Here is a 14,846-nt window from a genome sequence, read left to right as displayed (position 1 = left end):
TTCTGCTTTTGGAGGAGGTCAGGAAGCCGTGAGGCGTAGCTATGTACGGGCACTGGGGGCCGCCGCGCTTGCCGTGGCGATGGTCGGTGCCGCAGGTTGCCAGGACACGGGCGGCGGCGAGACCACCGCGTCCGGCGACTGTGGTGGCAAGATCGCTATCTTCGGCGCATTCACCGGTGACAACGCGGGCCTCGTCCTGCCGTCGCTGAACGGTGCGAAGCTCGCCGTTAAGCAGTTCAACGAGAAGAACTCGAACTGCAAGGTCACCTTGCAGGAGTTCGACACCCAGGGCGACCCGGCGGTGGCGACCCCGTTCGCGAACCAGATCGCCGGCGACAACTCGTTCCTCGGTGTGATCGGCGGCCACTTCTCCGGCGAGTCCGACGCCACCATGCCGATCTACCAGGCGGCCGGCCTGGCCATGGTCAGCCCTTCGGCGACCCGGGCCGACCTGACCCAGAAGGGCAACAAGTCCTTCTTCCGGGTGGTCGGCAACGACGGCACCCAGGCGGGGGCCGTGGCCACCTACCTGAAGTCGCAGAACGCGGCGAAGGTCTTCACCATCGACGACGGCAGCGCGTACGGCGCGGGCATCACCGCCGAGCTGGCCAAGAACATCGGCTCGACGCTGGCCGGCACCGACAAGATCCAGGAGAAGCAGGCGCAGTTCGACGCCACCATCTCCAAGATCAAGTCGGCGCAGGCGGACTTCGTCTTCTACGGCGGGTACACCCGCGAGGCGGCTCCGCTGGTCAAGCAGATGCGTGCGGCCGGCATCCAGGCCAAGTTCGTGGGCCCGGACGGCCTCTACGACCCGGCGTTCCCGAAGGGTGCCTCGGGCGGCGCCGAGGGCGCCATCATCACCTGCCCCTGCCTGCCGGCCGACAAGGCGGGCGGCACCTTCTCCGCCGACTACCAGAAGGAGTTCGGCCAGGCGCCCGGCTCCTACGGTGCCGAGGGCTTCGACGGTGCCCAGATCTACCTGGACGCCTTCAAGGACGGCAAGAAGACCCGGGCCGACATCCTGGCCTACGTGAAGGCGTACGACAAGCAGGGCGTCTCGAAGTACATCAAGTTCGACGACAAGGGTGACGTCGACCCGTCGAAGGTCGTCATCTGGGCCTACCAGATCAAGGGCGAGGAAATCAGCGCCCTGCAGGAGCTCAAGCTCAGCTGACGACACAGCAGGGGGTGCGGCCGGGTGCTGTTCCCGGCCGCACTCGATGCAAGGAGACCCCGTGCATTTCGATGAACTGATCGGACACCTCGGCCAGCACACCGTGGACGGCCTGTCCAAGGGTGCCATCTACGCCCTGATCGCTCTTGGCTACACCCTCGTCTATGGCGTCCTGCGCCTGATCAACTTCGCCCACTCCGAGGTTTTCATGGTCGGCACCTTCGCGGTGCTGGGCCTGTGGACCGCGTTCGGGGTAAAGAACAACCCGCCGATCGGCCAGGCGGTGCTCTTCTTGGTGCTCGGCCTCATCGCCGCAGCGATCGCGTCCGGTGGTACCGCCCTGGCGATCGAACGGATCGCCTACCGCCCCCTGCGCCGTAAGAACGCGCCACCGCTGATCTTCCTGATCACCGCGATCGGAATCTCCCTGGTGCTGGTCGAGGTCTTCGGCCTGCTCCTGCCGGACGTGGCGGGTGGCGCGTTGCCGACCCTGTTCGGTCGGGCCCGGCAGATCGTCGGTATGCCGACGATCATCCAGCAGGAGACGCTGCTCCAGATCGGCAACACCGCGATCACCAACATCCAGTTGATCGTCTTCGTGTCGGCCGTGGTGATGATGGCCCTCCTGGACTGGTTCATCAACCGCACCCGGTACGGCCGGGGCGTGCGCGCGGTGGCGCAGAACCCGGAGACCGCCGCGCTGATGGGCGTCAACCAGGAGCGTGTGATCATGTTGATCTTCATGCTCGGTGGCATCATGGCCGGTGCGGCGGCACTGCTGTGGAGCATGCGGTTCGGCTTCACCCAGAACAGCATCGGCTTCGTACTCGGTCTCAAGGCCTTCACGGCCGCGGTGCTCGGCGGCATCGGCAACCTGCGGGGCGCCCTGGTGGGTGGCCTGTTCCTCGGCATCGTCGAGGTCTACGGTGCGACGCTCTTCGCCTCCAACTGGGAGGACGTCATCGCCTTCGTGGTGCTGATCGTCGTGCTGATGTTCCGCCCGACCGGCCTGTTGGGCGAGTCGCTCGGGAGGGCCCGCGCATGATCGACAAGATTCGTTCCGCAGACCGACGACGGGTCAGCGTGCTGACTTCCGTCGGCGACCGGTTCCGGGCGCTGCCGAAGTGGCAGCAGGCTGCGGCGATCGTGGCTCTGGTGGCCTTCCTGTACTACCTGCCGTTGCTCGGCATCCCCGGCCTGACCTGGCTGCGGACCGACTCCATCGCGGGCGGCAACAACTGGGCCGGCGTGCTGTTCGTCTGCGCCATCTATGTCCTGGTCGCCATCGGCCTGAACGTGGTGGTCGGCCTGGCCGGCCTGCTCGACCTGGGCTACATCGGGTTCTTCGCCATCGGCGCCTACAGCGTCGCGCTCTTCGGCTCGGTCAACTCGCCGGTGGTCAAGTGGATCCAGCAGGAGTTCGACCTGCCGCCGACGTGGGCGGTGACCTGGGCGGTCTGCCTGCTTCTCGCCATCGTGCTCACGCTGATCTCCGGCGTGCTGCTCGGCTGGCCGACGCTGCGCCTGCGCGGTGACTACCTGGCCATCGTGACGCTGGGCTTCGGCGAGATCATCCGGATCGTGGCACGCAACGCCACCGGTCTGACCAACGGCCCGCAGGGCATCTCGGCCATCCCGGGCCCGGAGGGCCCGCCGTCGGGGGACAACAAGGTCTTCGGCCTGATCGACGCGAAGCCCTGGTACTGGCTGGCGATCACGATGGTGCTGCTGATGGTCTTCCTGGTCCGCCGGCTGGAGCACAGCCGGGTGGGCAGGGCCTGGCTGGCGGTGCGTGAGGACGAGGACGCCGCTGCGGTGATGGGGGTCTACCCGTTCAAGGCCAAGCTCTGGGCCTTCGCCATCGGCGCGGCGCTGGGCGGACTGTCCGGGTTCCTCTTCGGCAGCCGGAACGCGTTCATCGACCCGACCCAGTTCAACGCGAACCTCTCCATCCTCTTCGTCGCCATGGTCGTCGTCGGTGGATCGGGGAACATGATCGGTGTCTCGCTCGGCGCGGTGTTGCTGGCCTACCTACCGGAGCGGTTCCGGGAGGTCGCCGACTACCGGTGGCTGGCCTTCGGCCTCGCCATGGTGCTGGTGATGATCCTGCGTCCGCAGGGCCTCATCCCGAGCCGACGGCGGGCCCGTGAGTTGAAGGATCGCGCGGCGGCTGCAGAGGAGGCGCCCGCTCATGTCTGACCAGATGACCACCACGACGCCGAAGATTCCGGCCCAGCCGGGCCCGAAGCCGGTGCTGCTCGAGGTCGACGAGGTCACGCTCCGCTTCGGTGGAGTGGTGGCCCTCGACAAGATCAATTTCAAGATCTACGAGGGCGAGATCCTCGGGCTCATCGGTCCGAACGGCGCGGGCAAGACCACCAGTTTCAACGTGATGACCGGCGTCTACCGGCCCACCTCCGGGGCCGTCCGGTTCCGGGGTGAGAAGGTGACCGGCCGCAAGCCGCACCAGATCAGCCGGATGGGCATCTCCCGCACGTTCCAGAACATCCGGCTCTTCCCGGAGATGACGGCGCTGGAGAACGTCATGGTCGGGACGGACTCCCGGCACAAGACCAGCGTGCCGGGTGCGCTGTTCCGGCTGTACCGGGTCAAGCCGAAGCCGGAGGAGCTGCCGCAGGTGACCGCCACGTCCGGCATCGTACGGACCTGGCAGGAGATCCGTCGGACCTGCGCCAAGGTGTTCGGGTTGTCCCGGCACATCCTCGAGGAGCGGGCCGCCGAGGCGAAGTCGCTGGAGCTGCTGCGCTTCGTCGGCATCGCCGACCGGGCCAACGACGAGGCGCGCAACCTGCCGTACGGTTACCAGCGCCGGCTGGAGATCGCCCGGGCCCTCGCGACCGAGCCGAAGCTGATCTGTCTGGACGAGCCGGCTGCCGGCTTCAACCCGGCGGAGAAGGAGGAACTGCTCTCCCTGATCCGCAGGATCCGTGACATGGGGCTGACCGTGCTGCTGATCGAGCACGACATGCGCCTGGTCATGGGGGTCACCGACCGGATCGTGGTGCTGGAGTTCGGCCGGAAGATCGCCGAGGGTGCGCCGGCCGAAGTCAGTCGAGACCCGCGGGTGATCGCCGCGTACCTGGGGGAGCCCGCCGATGGCGCTGCTTGAGCTGGACAACGTAAGCGTGTCGTACGGCCGCATCGAGGCGCTGCACGGCATCAGCCTGACCGTCAACGAGGGCGAGGTGGTGGCACTGATCGGCGCGAACGGCGCCGGCAAGACCACCACCATGCGGGCCATCTCCGGCATCCGGACCCTGTCCCAGGGGCGGATCTCCTTCAACGGCGAGGACATCAGCAGGCTCCGGGCCGACCTGCGGGTGGTCCGGGGGCTGTGCCAGTCGCCCGAGGGCCGGCAGATCTTCCCCGGCATGACGGTGCTGGAGAACCTGGACATGGGGGCGTACACCCGGCGGGACTCCGCCGGTATCGCCGCCGACCTGGACCGGGTGATGACCCTCTTTCCCCGGCTGGCCGAGCGGCGCAAGCAGGCCGGCGGCACGCTCTCCGGCGGTGAGCAGCAGATGCTGGCCGTCGGTCGGGCGCTGATGAGCCGGCCGAAGCTGCTCCTGCTCGACGAGCCGTCGATGGGGCTGGCGCCGATGGTCATCCGACAGATCTTCGACATCATCACGGAGATCAACCAGCAGCAGGGCATCACCATCCTGTTGGTGGAGCAGAACGCCCAGCAGGCGCTCTCCCGGGCCCACCGGGGTTACGTGCTGGAGACCGGCCGGATCGTCAAGGAGGGGTCCGGTCAGGACCTGCTCACCGACCCGGCGGTCAAGGAGGCGTACCTCGGCGTGTCCTGACCGCACCAGGCACGACGAACCGGCCGGCGAGTCACTCGCCGGCCGGTTCGTCAGTGGGTACCGGGGCCGACCGTTGTCCCCAGTGTCGAGTCGGCCCGCCGGTGGGCGGATCAGTTCATGTAGCCGCGGAGGAAGTATCCCCGCTCGCCGCACCGGTCGAAGGGCACGAGGCCCACGGCGACGCCGGATCCCGTCGGCTCCGCCACGCACGACTTGGTACCGAAGGTGCAGGTGTAGGCCTCGTACTGATGGCTCGCGACCCGTGCCGCGCCCGTGCTCCGGCACTCGGCTTCCGACGAGTAGAAGCCACCATTGACCCACACCCCCGCATGTGCGGGACCTGCCATGAAGGCGACGGCCCCGGCCGTGGCCAGGACCGACATCGCAACGGTTCTCGCAACTTTCCGCATGGCTCTCCGTCGTCTCCCATCGTGATTTCGCTGTTCTTCGGCACTGTGTGTTGTCTGCCAGCTTTTCCGGAACCGATAAGCGGGCGTACGCGTCCCCGGCCTGCTCGCCACGACGGCCACCGCCGGGTCAGCTGACCGGAGGCACGCGTCGACCCGGACCGTTCGATATGCCGTTCACGTTTTCTGGAATAAGCGTTTCAGGGCATGGCGGCATCGCCCGTCCTGCGTATTTCCGCAACACGGGACGGGTGATGTCACTGAAGGTCGGGTGTGAGCCGGCCGCTATTCCTGGCGAGCCCGCGTCAGTTCATGTACCCGCGGAGCCGGTAGAAGTTCTTCTTGGCGACGTTGTCCCATTCCTTGGTGCAGGTGTACGTCTGGTACATCCCGATCAGCTTGCGACCGTCACCGACGGCCTGGCAGTCGGACAGGACCTGATAGAGCCCGCCGTCCACCCAGACCCCGGCATATGCCGGGCTTCCCACGAGCGTGACACCGGCCGCCGCGACAGCGACAGCGACGCTTAATCGTCGCGCCAGCTTTTTCATCCCCCGCTCCAATCTTTCGGTTGCTGTTCGTCAATACGATGCTGGTGTCGAAGATGCATGTCAAGCCTTGAAATCGGTGTGGAGGTGTGCGAGTCGAGGTAATCCTGTCCCCCATTCGGGCTACTGCTGGCCAGGTCGGCGTGAGGGTGACCGGTGTTCGGCGGCGAGGGACAGCGGCCGATTTCGACCGCTGACAGGGTGGTGCTCATTGCGCTGCACGGGGGTCGGCACGCTTTACGAGGGCCATCACGTTTACGGGGACCGTCGGGCTTTGCGGGGACCATCGCGTACCACGGGCAGTGGTGAACAATGGTGGATTCCTTGCCGGTCCGGTGCCGCCGGCGGTTCGCCGGGCGCACTCGCGCTCCCGGCGGAGGCGTTGTCCGATGCGCCGACCTGCGCGATCGCCACGTGCGGCGGGCCTCCTCGCGATCACCGCGTGCGGCGGGCCTCCTCGCGTGCGGCGCGGGCCGTGGTCCGGCCGCCGGACCGATCCGGAAACAGGGCGTCCTGATCCGGGAGGGGGGTGGTCGGTCGTCGCACGACCCGGTGCTGGCGCGCGAGCGCTGTCGGTATCCCGTACTAGAGTCGCTGCCGTGACAGCTACGACGCCGCGCCTGCTTCTCGTCGACGGACACTCCCTGGCATACCGGGCGTTCTTCGCCCTGCCGGTGGAGAACTTCTCCACCACGACCGGGCAGCCGACCAACGCGGTCTACGGCTTCACCTCGATGCTGATCAACGTGCTCCGCGACGAGCAGCCCACCCACATCGTGGTCGCCTTCGACGTCTCCCGCCGTTCCTTCCGCACCGAGAAGTACGCGGAGTACAAGGCCGGCCGCAGCGAGACCCCGGCCGACTTCAAGGGGCAGGTCAGTCTGGTCAAGGAGGTCCTCGACGCGCTGCGCATCCCGGTCGTCGAGCGCGAGGGCTACGAGGCCGACGACGTCATCGCCACCCTGGCCTGCCAGGCCCGCGACCAGGGCATGCAGGTGCTGATCAGCACCGGCGACCGGGACGCCTTCCAGCTCGTCGGCGACACCGTGACCGTGCTCTACCCCCGCAAGGGCGTCTCCGACCTGGCCCGGATGGACCCGGCCGCGATCGAGGCGAAATACGGTGTCGGCCCGCAGCGCTACCGCGACCTGGCCGCGCTGGTCGGCGAGACCAGCGACAACCTGCCCGGCATCCCCGGCGTCGGCCCCAAGACGGCCGCCAAGTGGATCACCACCTACGGCGGGGTCGAGGGCGTGATCGCCCACGCCGACGAGATCAAGGGCAAAGCCGGCGACAGCCTGCGCGAGCGGCTCGCCGACGTGATCCGCAACTACGAGATCAACTGTCTGGTCTCCGACCTGGAGCTCCCGATCCGTCCCGAGGACGCCCGCTGGCAGGGCTGGGACCGGGAGGCCGTGCACCAGGTCTTCGACACGCTCCAGTTCCGCATCCTGCGCGACCGGCTCTACCAGTACCTGGAGGCGGTGGAGCCGGAGGCCGAGGCGGGCTTCGACCTGACCGCCGAGGTGCTCACCGCGCCCGGCGCGTTGACCGACTGGCTGGCCACGCACGCCCCGGTCGGCACCCAGGTCGGTGTGGCGGTGAAGACGCCGGCCAAGCCGAAGGAACCCCGCGAGCGTTACGAGCCGCAGCTGGAGGCGCTGGCGTTCGCGCTGGCCACCGGCCCGGCGGCGTGGCTGGACCCGACGACGCTGGCCGAGGCCGACGAGCGCGCCCTGGCCGACTGGTTGGCCGACCCGCAGCAACCGAAGGTGCTGCACGACAGCAAGCACGCCCGGCTGGCCTTCGCCGCCCGGGGCTGGGACCTGGCCGGCGTCGCCCGGGACACCGAGGTCGCCGCCTACCTGGCCCGTCCCGACCAGCGCTCCTACGACCTGACCGACCTGGCGCTGCGCTACCTGCACCGCGAGCTGCGGGTCGACGCGCCGGAGACCGGGCAGCTCACCTTCGACGGCCTCGGTGACGACGGCGAGGCCGAGCAGAACCTGATGCTGCAGGCGCGGGCCACCCTCGACCTGGCCGACGCGATCGACGCCGAGCTGTCCCGCGACGGCGAGCAGTCGGCCCGGTTGATGGCCGAGGTGGAGCTGCCCCTGTCCGAGGTGCTCGCCGCGATGCAGCGCGTCGGCATCGGTGCCGACCTGGACTACCTCCAGGAGCTGGAGGCGCACTTCGCGGGCGAGGTGAAGTCCGCCGCGCAGAGCGCGTACGCCGCCGTGGGGCGGGAGTTCAACCTGGGTTCGCCCAAGCAGCTCCAGGAGTTGCTCTTCGGGGAGCTGGGGCTGCCCAAGACCAAGAAGATCAAGACCGGCTACACCACCGACGCCGACGCGCTCCAGTGGCTGCACGCGCAGAACCCGCACCCGGTGCTGGAGCACCTGCTGCGGCACCGGGACGTGGCGAAGCTCAAGACCACCGTCGACGGCCTGCTCAAGTCGGTCGCCGACGACGGCCGCATCCACACCACGTTCAAGCAGACCGTGGCGGCCACCGGCCGGCTCTCCTCCACCGACCCGAATCTCCAGAACATCCCGATCCGCACCGAGGAGGGCCGGCGCATCCGCCGGGCCTTCGTGGTGGGCGACGGCTACCAGACGTTGCTCACCGCCGACTACAGCCAGATCGAGATGCGGATCATGGCGCACCTGTCCCTGGACGAGGCGCTGATCGAGGCGTTCAACTCCGGCCACGACTTCCACGCCGCCACCGCGTCGTCGGTCTTCACCGTCCCGGTCGGCGAGGTCACCGCCGACCAGCGCCGAAAGATCAAGGCGATGAACTACGGCCTGGCGTACGGGCTGAGCGCCTTCGGCCTGTCCCAGCAGCTCGGCATCACCGCCGAGGAAGCCCGCGGGCTGATGGACAACTACTTCGCCGGTTTCGGCGGGGTGCGTGACTACCTGCACGAGGTGGTGGCCCGGGCCCGCCAGGACGGCTACACCTCCACCGTCCTGGGCCGCCGCCGCTACCTGCCCGACCTGGTCAGCGACAACCGGCAGCGCCGGGACATGGCCGAGCGGATGGCGCTCAACGCCCCGATCCAGGGCTCGGCGGCCGACATCATCAAGGTCGCCATGCTGCGCGTCGACACCGCGCTGCGCGACGCCGGGCTGCGTTCCCGGATGCTGCTCCAGGTGCACGACGAGCTGGTCTTCGAGGTTGCCCCCGACGAGCGGGAGGCGCTGGAGGCCCTGGTCCGGCAGGAGATGGGGGCGGCCTATCCGCTGTCGGTGCCCCTGGAGGTCTCCGTCGGCGCGGGCCGGGACTGGAACAGCGCCGACCACTAGGCCGGTCGGCCACCAGGGCGGTGGCCCGTTGGGCCACGGCCTTTCGGGTCGGTGGTCGGCGACCTGACCAGGGAATTCTGACGGGGACGAGGGGGAGACATGACCACACTCCACGACCGGCCGCACACCGCGCTGCTCGTCGTCGACGTGCAGAACGGCGTCGTCGCGGGGACGCACCGGCGTGACGAGGTCGTCGGCACCGTGGGTGCACTGGTGCGGCGGGCCCGACACGAGGGGGTGCCGGTCGTCTGGGTGCAGCACTGCGACGCCGACCTCGTCCGGGGCAGCGACGACTGGCGGATCGTCCGTGAGCTGGCCCCGGCGAGGCCGAGCCGCTGGTCGAGAAGCACTACGGCGACTCCTTCGAGGACACTGCGCTGGAGTCGGTGCTGGCCGGGCTGGGTGTCGGGCGACTCGTGGTGGCCGGTGCGCAGACCGACGCGTGTGTCCGGTCGACGCTGCACGGCGCGTTCGTCCGAGGCTACGACACCGTGCTGGTCGGCGACGCCCACACCACGCAGGACCGGACGGCGTGGGGTGCTCCACCGCCCGAGCAGGTCGTCGCGCACACCAACCTCTACTGGGCCCACCAGACGGCGCCGGGACGCACCGCCGGCACGGTCGAGGCGGAGGACGTCGACTTCGCCGCCCCGGCCTGACCTCCGCCGCCCCGGTCGGGGGCGGTCACCGCAGTGGGTCGTGGCCCCAGTTCATCAGCGACCAGCGCCACCTGGTGTCCCGGATGTCACCGGCGGGCCGCTGCGCCAGGTGCCGGTGCACGTACCCGATCACCGTGCGCATGTGCTGGTAGTCGGCAGCCGACAGTTCGGCCCGCTTGCGGCGGAGCAGGTCGACGATCCGCCGCCCGGACGAGTGGCCGACCGACTCGCCGCCGCCGGCACGTCCACCCTTGTGCCAGCCGACGTGCTTGGACTCAGCCGTCTGTAACCAGGAGGACAGCTCGCCGGGCCGCATGTTCACCGCCTCGGTGAACTCGCGGTAGGTCTGCTGCGGATCGTCGGCCCGGCTCATCGCGCACCGCCTCCAGTCGGCGGGCGACGTCGGGTGCCGTCATGGCGGATGCGGAACCTCTGCTCGGCCATGTCCGCCGCGTACCCGGGGGCGGTCCACCGAAACGACCGGTGCGGACCCGGTGCTACGTGACACCCCGGTGATCGGCAGGTGTCCGGTGGTGCCGCTCAGCCCGGCCCCGACGGCCCGGGTGACAAGGAGTCGGTCGGGAGCGGGGCGGGCAGCCGCCACCGGTCAGCTGGCGGTCGGCTTCTCGGTGACGAAGATGGCGGTGCCGGGGAAGAGCCGTCCGCGCAGCGGGCTCCACTGCCCCCAGGTCTCCCGGTGTCCGGCCGGCCACTCGGGCTCCACCAGGTCCAGCAGGCGGAAGCCGGCGTCGACCAGTTCGCGGATCCGGTCGCCGAGGGTCCGGTGCTGCTCGACGTAGCTAGCCACCCCCCGCTCGTCCTGCTCCACGTAGGGCGAGCGGTCGAAGTACGAGTGCACGGCGGTCAGGCCACCCTCGCCGGGGTCGTCCAGGAAGACCCAGCGCATCGGGTGGGTCACCGAGAAGACCCAGCGCCCCCCGGGGCGTAGCACCCGGTGCACCTCGGCCATCAGGGCGGCGGAGTCGTCGACGAACGGGATCGCGCCGAAGGCCGTGCAGGCGATGTCGAAGGACGCCCCGGCGAACGGCAGGGCCAGGGCGTCGGCCTGCACCAGCGGGACGCGTACCCCGGTGGTGCCGGCGGCGCGGGCGGCGTGCCGCAGCATTCCGGCGGAGAGGTCGAAGGCCACCGGCTCCGCCCCCTGGGTGGCCAGCCAGCGGGCGCAGGACGCCGCGCCGCAGCCGACCTCCAGCACCCGCCGCCCGGCGACCTCGCCGAGCAGCCGCGCGTCGGACTCGCGCAGCCCCTCCGGGCACCAGCGGAAGTCGACCTCGCCCAGGAACGCGCCGTGCTCGGCCTGGTAGTCGTCGGCGTCGGCGTCCCACCAGCCCCGGTTGGCCCATCGTGCCTCGGTGGCGCCCACCCGGCGTCGCAGCACCCGCTCGTCGTCGTCCACCAGCTCGTCGTCGTTCACCAGCTCACGCTAGGCCCTGCGGTGGTCTCGCCCGCCGGACCCGCCGCGCGCGGCGTGCCGGACCGCCGTACGCTGTCGGTCCCGTGGGGTGGATGTGACGGATGAGACACCGGAGGCGCTTTTTCCCCGAAATCTCCGCTTTCGCAGCTGGCGGGTTCGCGAGGACCCGGGAGGCCTTGCACGCTGTGGTAATGCAGCGGGTAGGCTAGACGATGCGCTCGTGGATCGTGTACCTCGGCAGGGAGCAGGTGCGCGGTCGTCGGAGCACCAATGGTCTTCTCTTGACGATCGTTCGGTGTGCCCGGTGGCGGATCCGCTGGCGCGAACGGGTCACTGCGACACCACGCCTGCTGTGACAACCCATCCGACCGGAGCAACCGCCCACATGACGAGCAGCATCGAGGCCCCCTCGAGCGCCACCCGGGTCACCCACGACGATCTCGGTTCCGAGGAGGCTTTCCTCGCCGCGATCGACGAGACCATCAAGTACTTCAATGACGGCGACATTGTCGAAGGCACCGTCGTCAAGGTCGATCGGGACGAGGTCCTGCTCGACATCGGCTACAAGACCGAGGGTGTCATCCCCTCGCGGGAGTTGTCGATCAAGCACGACGTGGACCCCGCCGAGGTCGTCTCGGTCGGTGACCACATCGAGGCCCTGGTCCTCCAGAAGGAGGACAAGGAGGGGCGTCTGATCCTCTCGAAGAAGCGGGCGCAGTACGAGCGGGCCTGGGGCACGATCGAAAAGATCAAGGACGAGGACGGCGTCGTCCGCGGTTCGGTCATCGAGGTGGTCAAGGGTGGCCTCATCCTCGACATCGGGCTGCGCGGCTTCCTGCCCGCCTCCCTGGTCGAGATGCGGCGGGTGCGTGACCTGCAGCCGTACGTGGGCCGCGAGCTCGAAGCCAAGATCATCGAGCTGGACAAGAACCGCAACAACGTGGTCCTGTCCCGCCGGGCCTGGCTGGAGCAGACGCAGTCCGAGGTGCGCACCGAGTTCCTCAACAAGCTCCAGAAGGGGCAGGTCCGCAAGGGCGTCGTCTCGTCGATCGTCAACTTCGGCGCGTTCGTCGACCTGGGCGGCGTGGACGGCCTGGTGCACGTCTCCGAGCTCTCCTGGAAGCACATCGACCACCCGTCCGAGGTCGTCGAGGTGGGCCAGGAGGTCGAGGTCGAGGTCCTGGACGTCGACCTGGACCGCGAGCGGGTCTCGCTGTCGCTGAAGGCGACCCAGGAGGACCCGTGGCGGCAGTTCGCCCGCACCCACGCGATCCAGCAGATCGTGCCGGGTAAGGTCACCAAGCTGGTCCCGTTCGGCGCCTTCGTCCGGGTGGACGACGGCATCGAGGGCCTGGTCCACATCTCCGAGCTGGCCGAGCGCCACGTGGAGATCCCGGAGCAGGTCGTGCAGGTCGGCTCCGAGGTCATGGTCAAGGTCATCGACATCGACCTGGAGCGCCGCCGGATCTCGCTGTCGCTCAAGCAGGCCAACGAGGGCTTCGTCGAGGGCGAGGAGCACTTCGACCCGACCCTCTACGGCATGGCCGCGACGTACGACACCGAGGGCAACTACATCTACCCGGACGGCTTCGACCCGGAGACGGGCGAGTGGCTCGAGGGGTACGACAAGCAGCGCGAGACCTGGGAGAACCAGTACGCCGAGGCGCGTCAGCGCTGGGAGGCCCACACCAAGCAGGTGCAGACCTCCCGGGCCGCCGACGCCGAGGCCGCTGCCAACCCGGCTCCGCCCGTGGCCGCCGGTGGTGGCACCACCACCTCGACCAGCTCGTCGACCCCGAGCCGGCAGGCCGAGGAGCCGGCGGGCACCCTGGCCACCGACGAGGCGCTCGCCGCGCTGCGGGAGAAGCTCGCCGGCGGCAAGTGACCCAGGAGGCTGCCACCGGGTACCACGTCTGACGTCGTACCCGGGCCCGGGTAGCCGCTGACCAGAAGAGCCCCGCCTCCGGTCCACGTTCAGTGGACCGGAGGCGGGGCTCTTTGGCGTCGGCGTCGGATACGGCTACCCCGCTGACACCGCGTGGCGCTCCGGGTGCGAGGCGGCCCGTCGGCGGCGGTCAGGTGCCGCCGGTGCCCGGGGCGGGCTTCCCGGTGCGGTGCGCCGGCAACACGGGCCTGGTGGCGTGGTGGGAGGTGGGGGCGGGGGTGGTGTGGTGGGGCAGGGGCCGATCCGGTTGACTGGGTCGGTGCTGAGGGTGGGGTTGACCGGTGGTATCGGGTCCGGCAAGAGCGCGGTGGCGACCCGACTGGCCGAGCGGGGCGCGATCATCGTCGACTCCGACCGGATCGCCCGGGAGGTGGTCGCGCCGGGCAGTGCGGGGCTGGCCGAGATCGTGGCCGCCTTCTCCGACCGGGTGCTGACCGCCGATGGCGCACTGGACCGGGCGGCGTTGGGCGCGTTGGTCTTCGCCGACGAGGCTGCCCGCCGTCGGCTGGAGGAGATCACCCATCCCCGGGTACGGGCCCGGTCCGCCGAGCTGTCCGCTGCGGCCCCCGCCGACGCGGTGGTGGTCAACGACGTGCCGCTGCTGGTGGAGGTGGGGCTGGCACCGTCGTACCACCTGGTGGTGGTGGTGCAGACGGCCGTGGCCATCCGGTTGGCGCGGCTGGTGCGGGACCGGGGGATGACCCGGGCGGAGGCCGAGCGGCGGATCGCCGCCCAGGCCGACGACGCCCGCCGCCGGGCGGCGGCCGACGTGGTCCTCGACAACGACGGCGGTCTCGACGAGCTGCACGCCGCCGTGGACGCGCTCTGGCGGGACCGCCTGCTGCCCTACGAGCGCAACGTGCGGGAACACCGGGCGGTCCGGGAGGGGTGGGCGGTGCTGACCGAGCCCGACCCGACCTGGCCGCAGCAGTACGCCCGGCTCGCCGCCCGGATCCGGCACGCGCTCGCCCCGGCCGACCTGCGGATCGACCATGTCGGCTCGACCGCTGTGCCGGGGCTGGCCGGCCGGGACGTCATCGACGTGCAGGTGACCGTCCCGTCGCTGGCCGAGGCGGACGGCGTGTTGGCGCGGCGACTCGCCGACGCCGGATTTCCCAGGGTGCCCGACGTCCGGGGGGACGCACCCCGACCGGCAGCCGGCGACGGCGGGGCGGGCCGGGATGAGCGGCTGCACGGCGGTGCCGACCCGGGGCGGCCGGTACGGGTGCACCTGCGGGTGGCCGGATCCCCCGGCTGGCGACACGCCCTGCTGATGCGGGACCACCTGCGCGCCGATCCCGGTCAACGGGCGGCCCACCTGCTGGTGGAGCGGGAGCTGGCGGCGCCGCCCGATCCGGGGTCCACCGCCACGGGCGACCCGTGGTCCGCGGAGGAGTACCTGCGGGCGGAGGCGTGGGCGACCCGGACCGGCTGGCGTCCCTGACCGCAGCCCTCCTCCCCAGCCGGTGCGGACGGCACCGGGAATCGTGCCGTCCGCCGGATCGCGCACTCGGCAGCGTCGTGCCCGTCTGCC

General features: G+C 70.0%; 12 protein-coding genes and 1 pseudogene. 9 read left to right on the top strand and 4 right to left on the bottom strand.

Features of this window, described 5'->3' with window-relative positions:
- Positions 1 to 28 precede the first annotated feature (28 nt).
- From J7462_RS10385 to J7462_RS10365, 5 genes are all read left to right on the top strand, one after another.
- Positions 29 to 1,177, top strand: coding sequence for a branched-chain amino acid ABC transporter substrate-binding protein (locus J7462_RS10385; RefSeq protein WP_219463806.1), 1,149 nt, complete (start codon positions 29 to 31; stop codon positions 1,175 to 1,177).
- 61 nt (positions 1,178 to 1,238) lie between these two features.
- The gene (locus tag J7462_RS10380; RefSeq protein ID WP_208569240.1) at positions 1,239 to 2,222 is read left to right on the top strand and encodes a branched-chain amino acid ABC transporter permease; all 984 of its coding nucleotides are present in this window, start codon (positions 1,239 to 1,241) and stop codon (positions 2,220 to 2,222) included.
- Positions 2,219 to 3,376 carry a branched-chain amino acid ABC transporter permease gene (locus tag J7462_RS10375; protein WP_219463798.1) on the top strand — a complete coding sequence of 386 codons (1,158 nt, stop codon included), beginning with the start codon at positions 2,219 to 2,221 and terminating at the stop codon, positions 3,374 to 3,376. Before J7462_RS10380 ends, J7462_RS10375 begins: the two co-directional genes overlap by 4 nt.
- Entirely contained in the window at positions 3,369 to 4,307 is a 939-nt protein-coding gene (locus tag J7462_RS10370) for an ABC transporter ATP-binding protein (RefSeq protein ID WP_219463796.1), read from the top strand. Before J7462_RS10375 ends, J7462_RS10370 begins: the two co-directional genes overlap by 8 nt.
- Entirely contained in the window at positions 4,294 to 5,010 is a 717-nt protein-coding gene (locus J7462_RS10365) for an ABC transporter ATP-binding protein (protein WP_219463794.1), read from the top strand. Before J7462_RS10370 ends, J7462_RS10365 begins: the two co-directional genes overlap by 14 nt.
- A 110-nt stretch (positions 5,011 to 5,120) precedes the next feature.
- Here J7462_RS10365 and J7462_RS10360 read toward each other — a convergent pair whose 3' ends face one another.
- On the bottom strand, positions 5,121 to 5,393 hold the full coding sequence (locus J7462_RS10360) for a hypothetical protein (protein WP_219463792.1): 273 nt from the start codon (positions 5,391 to 5,393) through the stop codon (positions 5,121 to 5,123).
- A gap of 329 nt (positions 5,394 to 5,722) precedes the next feature.
- On the bottom strand, positions 5,723 to 5,905 hold the full coding sequence (locus J7462_RS10355) for a hypothetical protein (RefSeq protein WP_219463790.1): 183 nt from the start codon (positions 5,903 to 5,905) through the stop codon (positions 5,723 to 5,725).
- Between the two features lie 659 nt (positions 5,906 to 6,564).
- Between J7462_RS10355 and polA the strand changes: the two genes are divergently transcribed.
- Positions 6,565 to 9,273, top strand: a complete 2,709-nt coding sequence (polA, locus tag J7462_RS10350) for a DNA polymerase I (RefSeq protein ID WP_219463787.1) — start codon at positions 6,565 to 6,567, stop codon at positions 9,271 to 9,273.
- A 99-nt stretch (positions 9,274 to 9,372) separates the two neighbouring features.
- Positions 9,373 to 9,932: pseudogene (locus J7462_RS33580) on the top strand (isochorismatase family protein).
- A gap of 25 nt (positions 9,933 to 9,957) precedes the next feature.
- Here the strand turns inward: J7462_RS33580 and J7462_RS10340 are convergent.
- On the bottom strand, positions 9,958 to 10,305 hold the full coding sequence (locus J7462_RS10340; RefSeq protein WP_208569232.1) for a DUF3140 domain-containing protein: 348 nt from the start codon (positions 10,303 to 10,305) through the stop codon (positions 9,958 to 9,960).
- A gap of 234 nt (positions 10,306 to 10,539) precedes the next feature.
- On the bottom strand, positions 10,540 to 11,349 hold the full coding sequence (locus tag J7462_RS10335) for a class I SAM-dependent methyltransferase (protein ID WP_219470211.1): 810 nt from the start codon (positions 11,347 to 11,349) through the stop codon (positions 10,540 to 10,542).
- 403 nt (positions 11,350 to 11,752) lie between these two features.
- Here J7462_RS10335 and rpsA point away from each other — a divergent pair, with 403 nt between their 5' ends.
- Both rpsA and coaE read left to right on the top strand, forming a co-directional pair.
- On the top strand, positions 11,753 to 13,252 hold the full coding sequence (rpsA, locus tag J7462_RS10330) for a 30S ribosomal protein S1 (RefSeq protein WP_208569231.1): 1,500 nt from the start codon (positions 11,753 to 11,755) through the stop codon (positions 13,250 to 13,252).
- A 319-nt stretch (positions 13,253 to 13,571) separates the two neighbouring features.
- Entirely contained in the window at positions 13,572 to 14,756 is a 1,185-nt protein-coding gene (gene coaE / locus J7462_RS10325) for a dephospho-CoA kinase (RefSeq protein WP_219463785.1), read from the top strand.
- The last annotated feature ends 90 nt before the right edge of the window (positions 14,757 to 14,846 follow it).

The organism is Micromonospora sp. RL09-050-HVF-A, from assembly GCF_019374995.1.
In the GTDB taxonomy this organism is placed as follows: Bacteria; Actinomycetota; Actinomycetes; order Mycobacteriales; family Micromonosporaceae; genus Micromonospora; species Micromonospora antibiotica.
The sequence above is the reverse complement of the archived record's forward strand: the minus strand, read 5'-3'. Positions and strand labels throughout refer to the sequence as shown.

Bases quoted from the DNA above. Each gene is read 5' to 3' on its own strand.
- J7462_RS10375 (WP_219463798.1), top strand. From the start codon at position 2,219: ATGATCGACAAGATTCGTTCCGCAGACCGACGACGGGTCAGCGTGCTG.
- J7462_RS10370 (WP_219463796.1), top strand. From the start codon at position 3,369: ATGTCTGACCAGATGACCACCACGACGCCGAAGATTCCGGCCCAGCCG.
- J7462_RS10365 (WP_219463794.1), top strand. From the start codon at position 4,294: ATGGCGCTGCTTGAGCTGGACAACGTAAGCGTGTCGTACGGCCGCATC.
- J7462_RS10360 (WP_219463792.1), bottom strand. From the start codon at position 5,393: ATGTCGGTCCTGGCCACGGCCGGGGCCGTCGCCTTCATGGCAGGTCCC.
- J7462_RS10340 (WP_208569232.1), bottom strand. From the start codon at position 10,305: ATGAGCCGGGCCGACGATCCGCAGCAGACCTACCGCGAGTTCACCGAG.
- rpsA (WP_208569231.1), top strand. From the start codon at position 11,753: ATGACGAGCAGCATCGAGGCCCCCTCGAGCGCCACCCGGGTCACCCAC.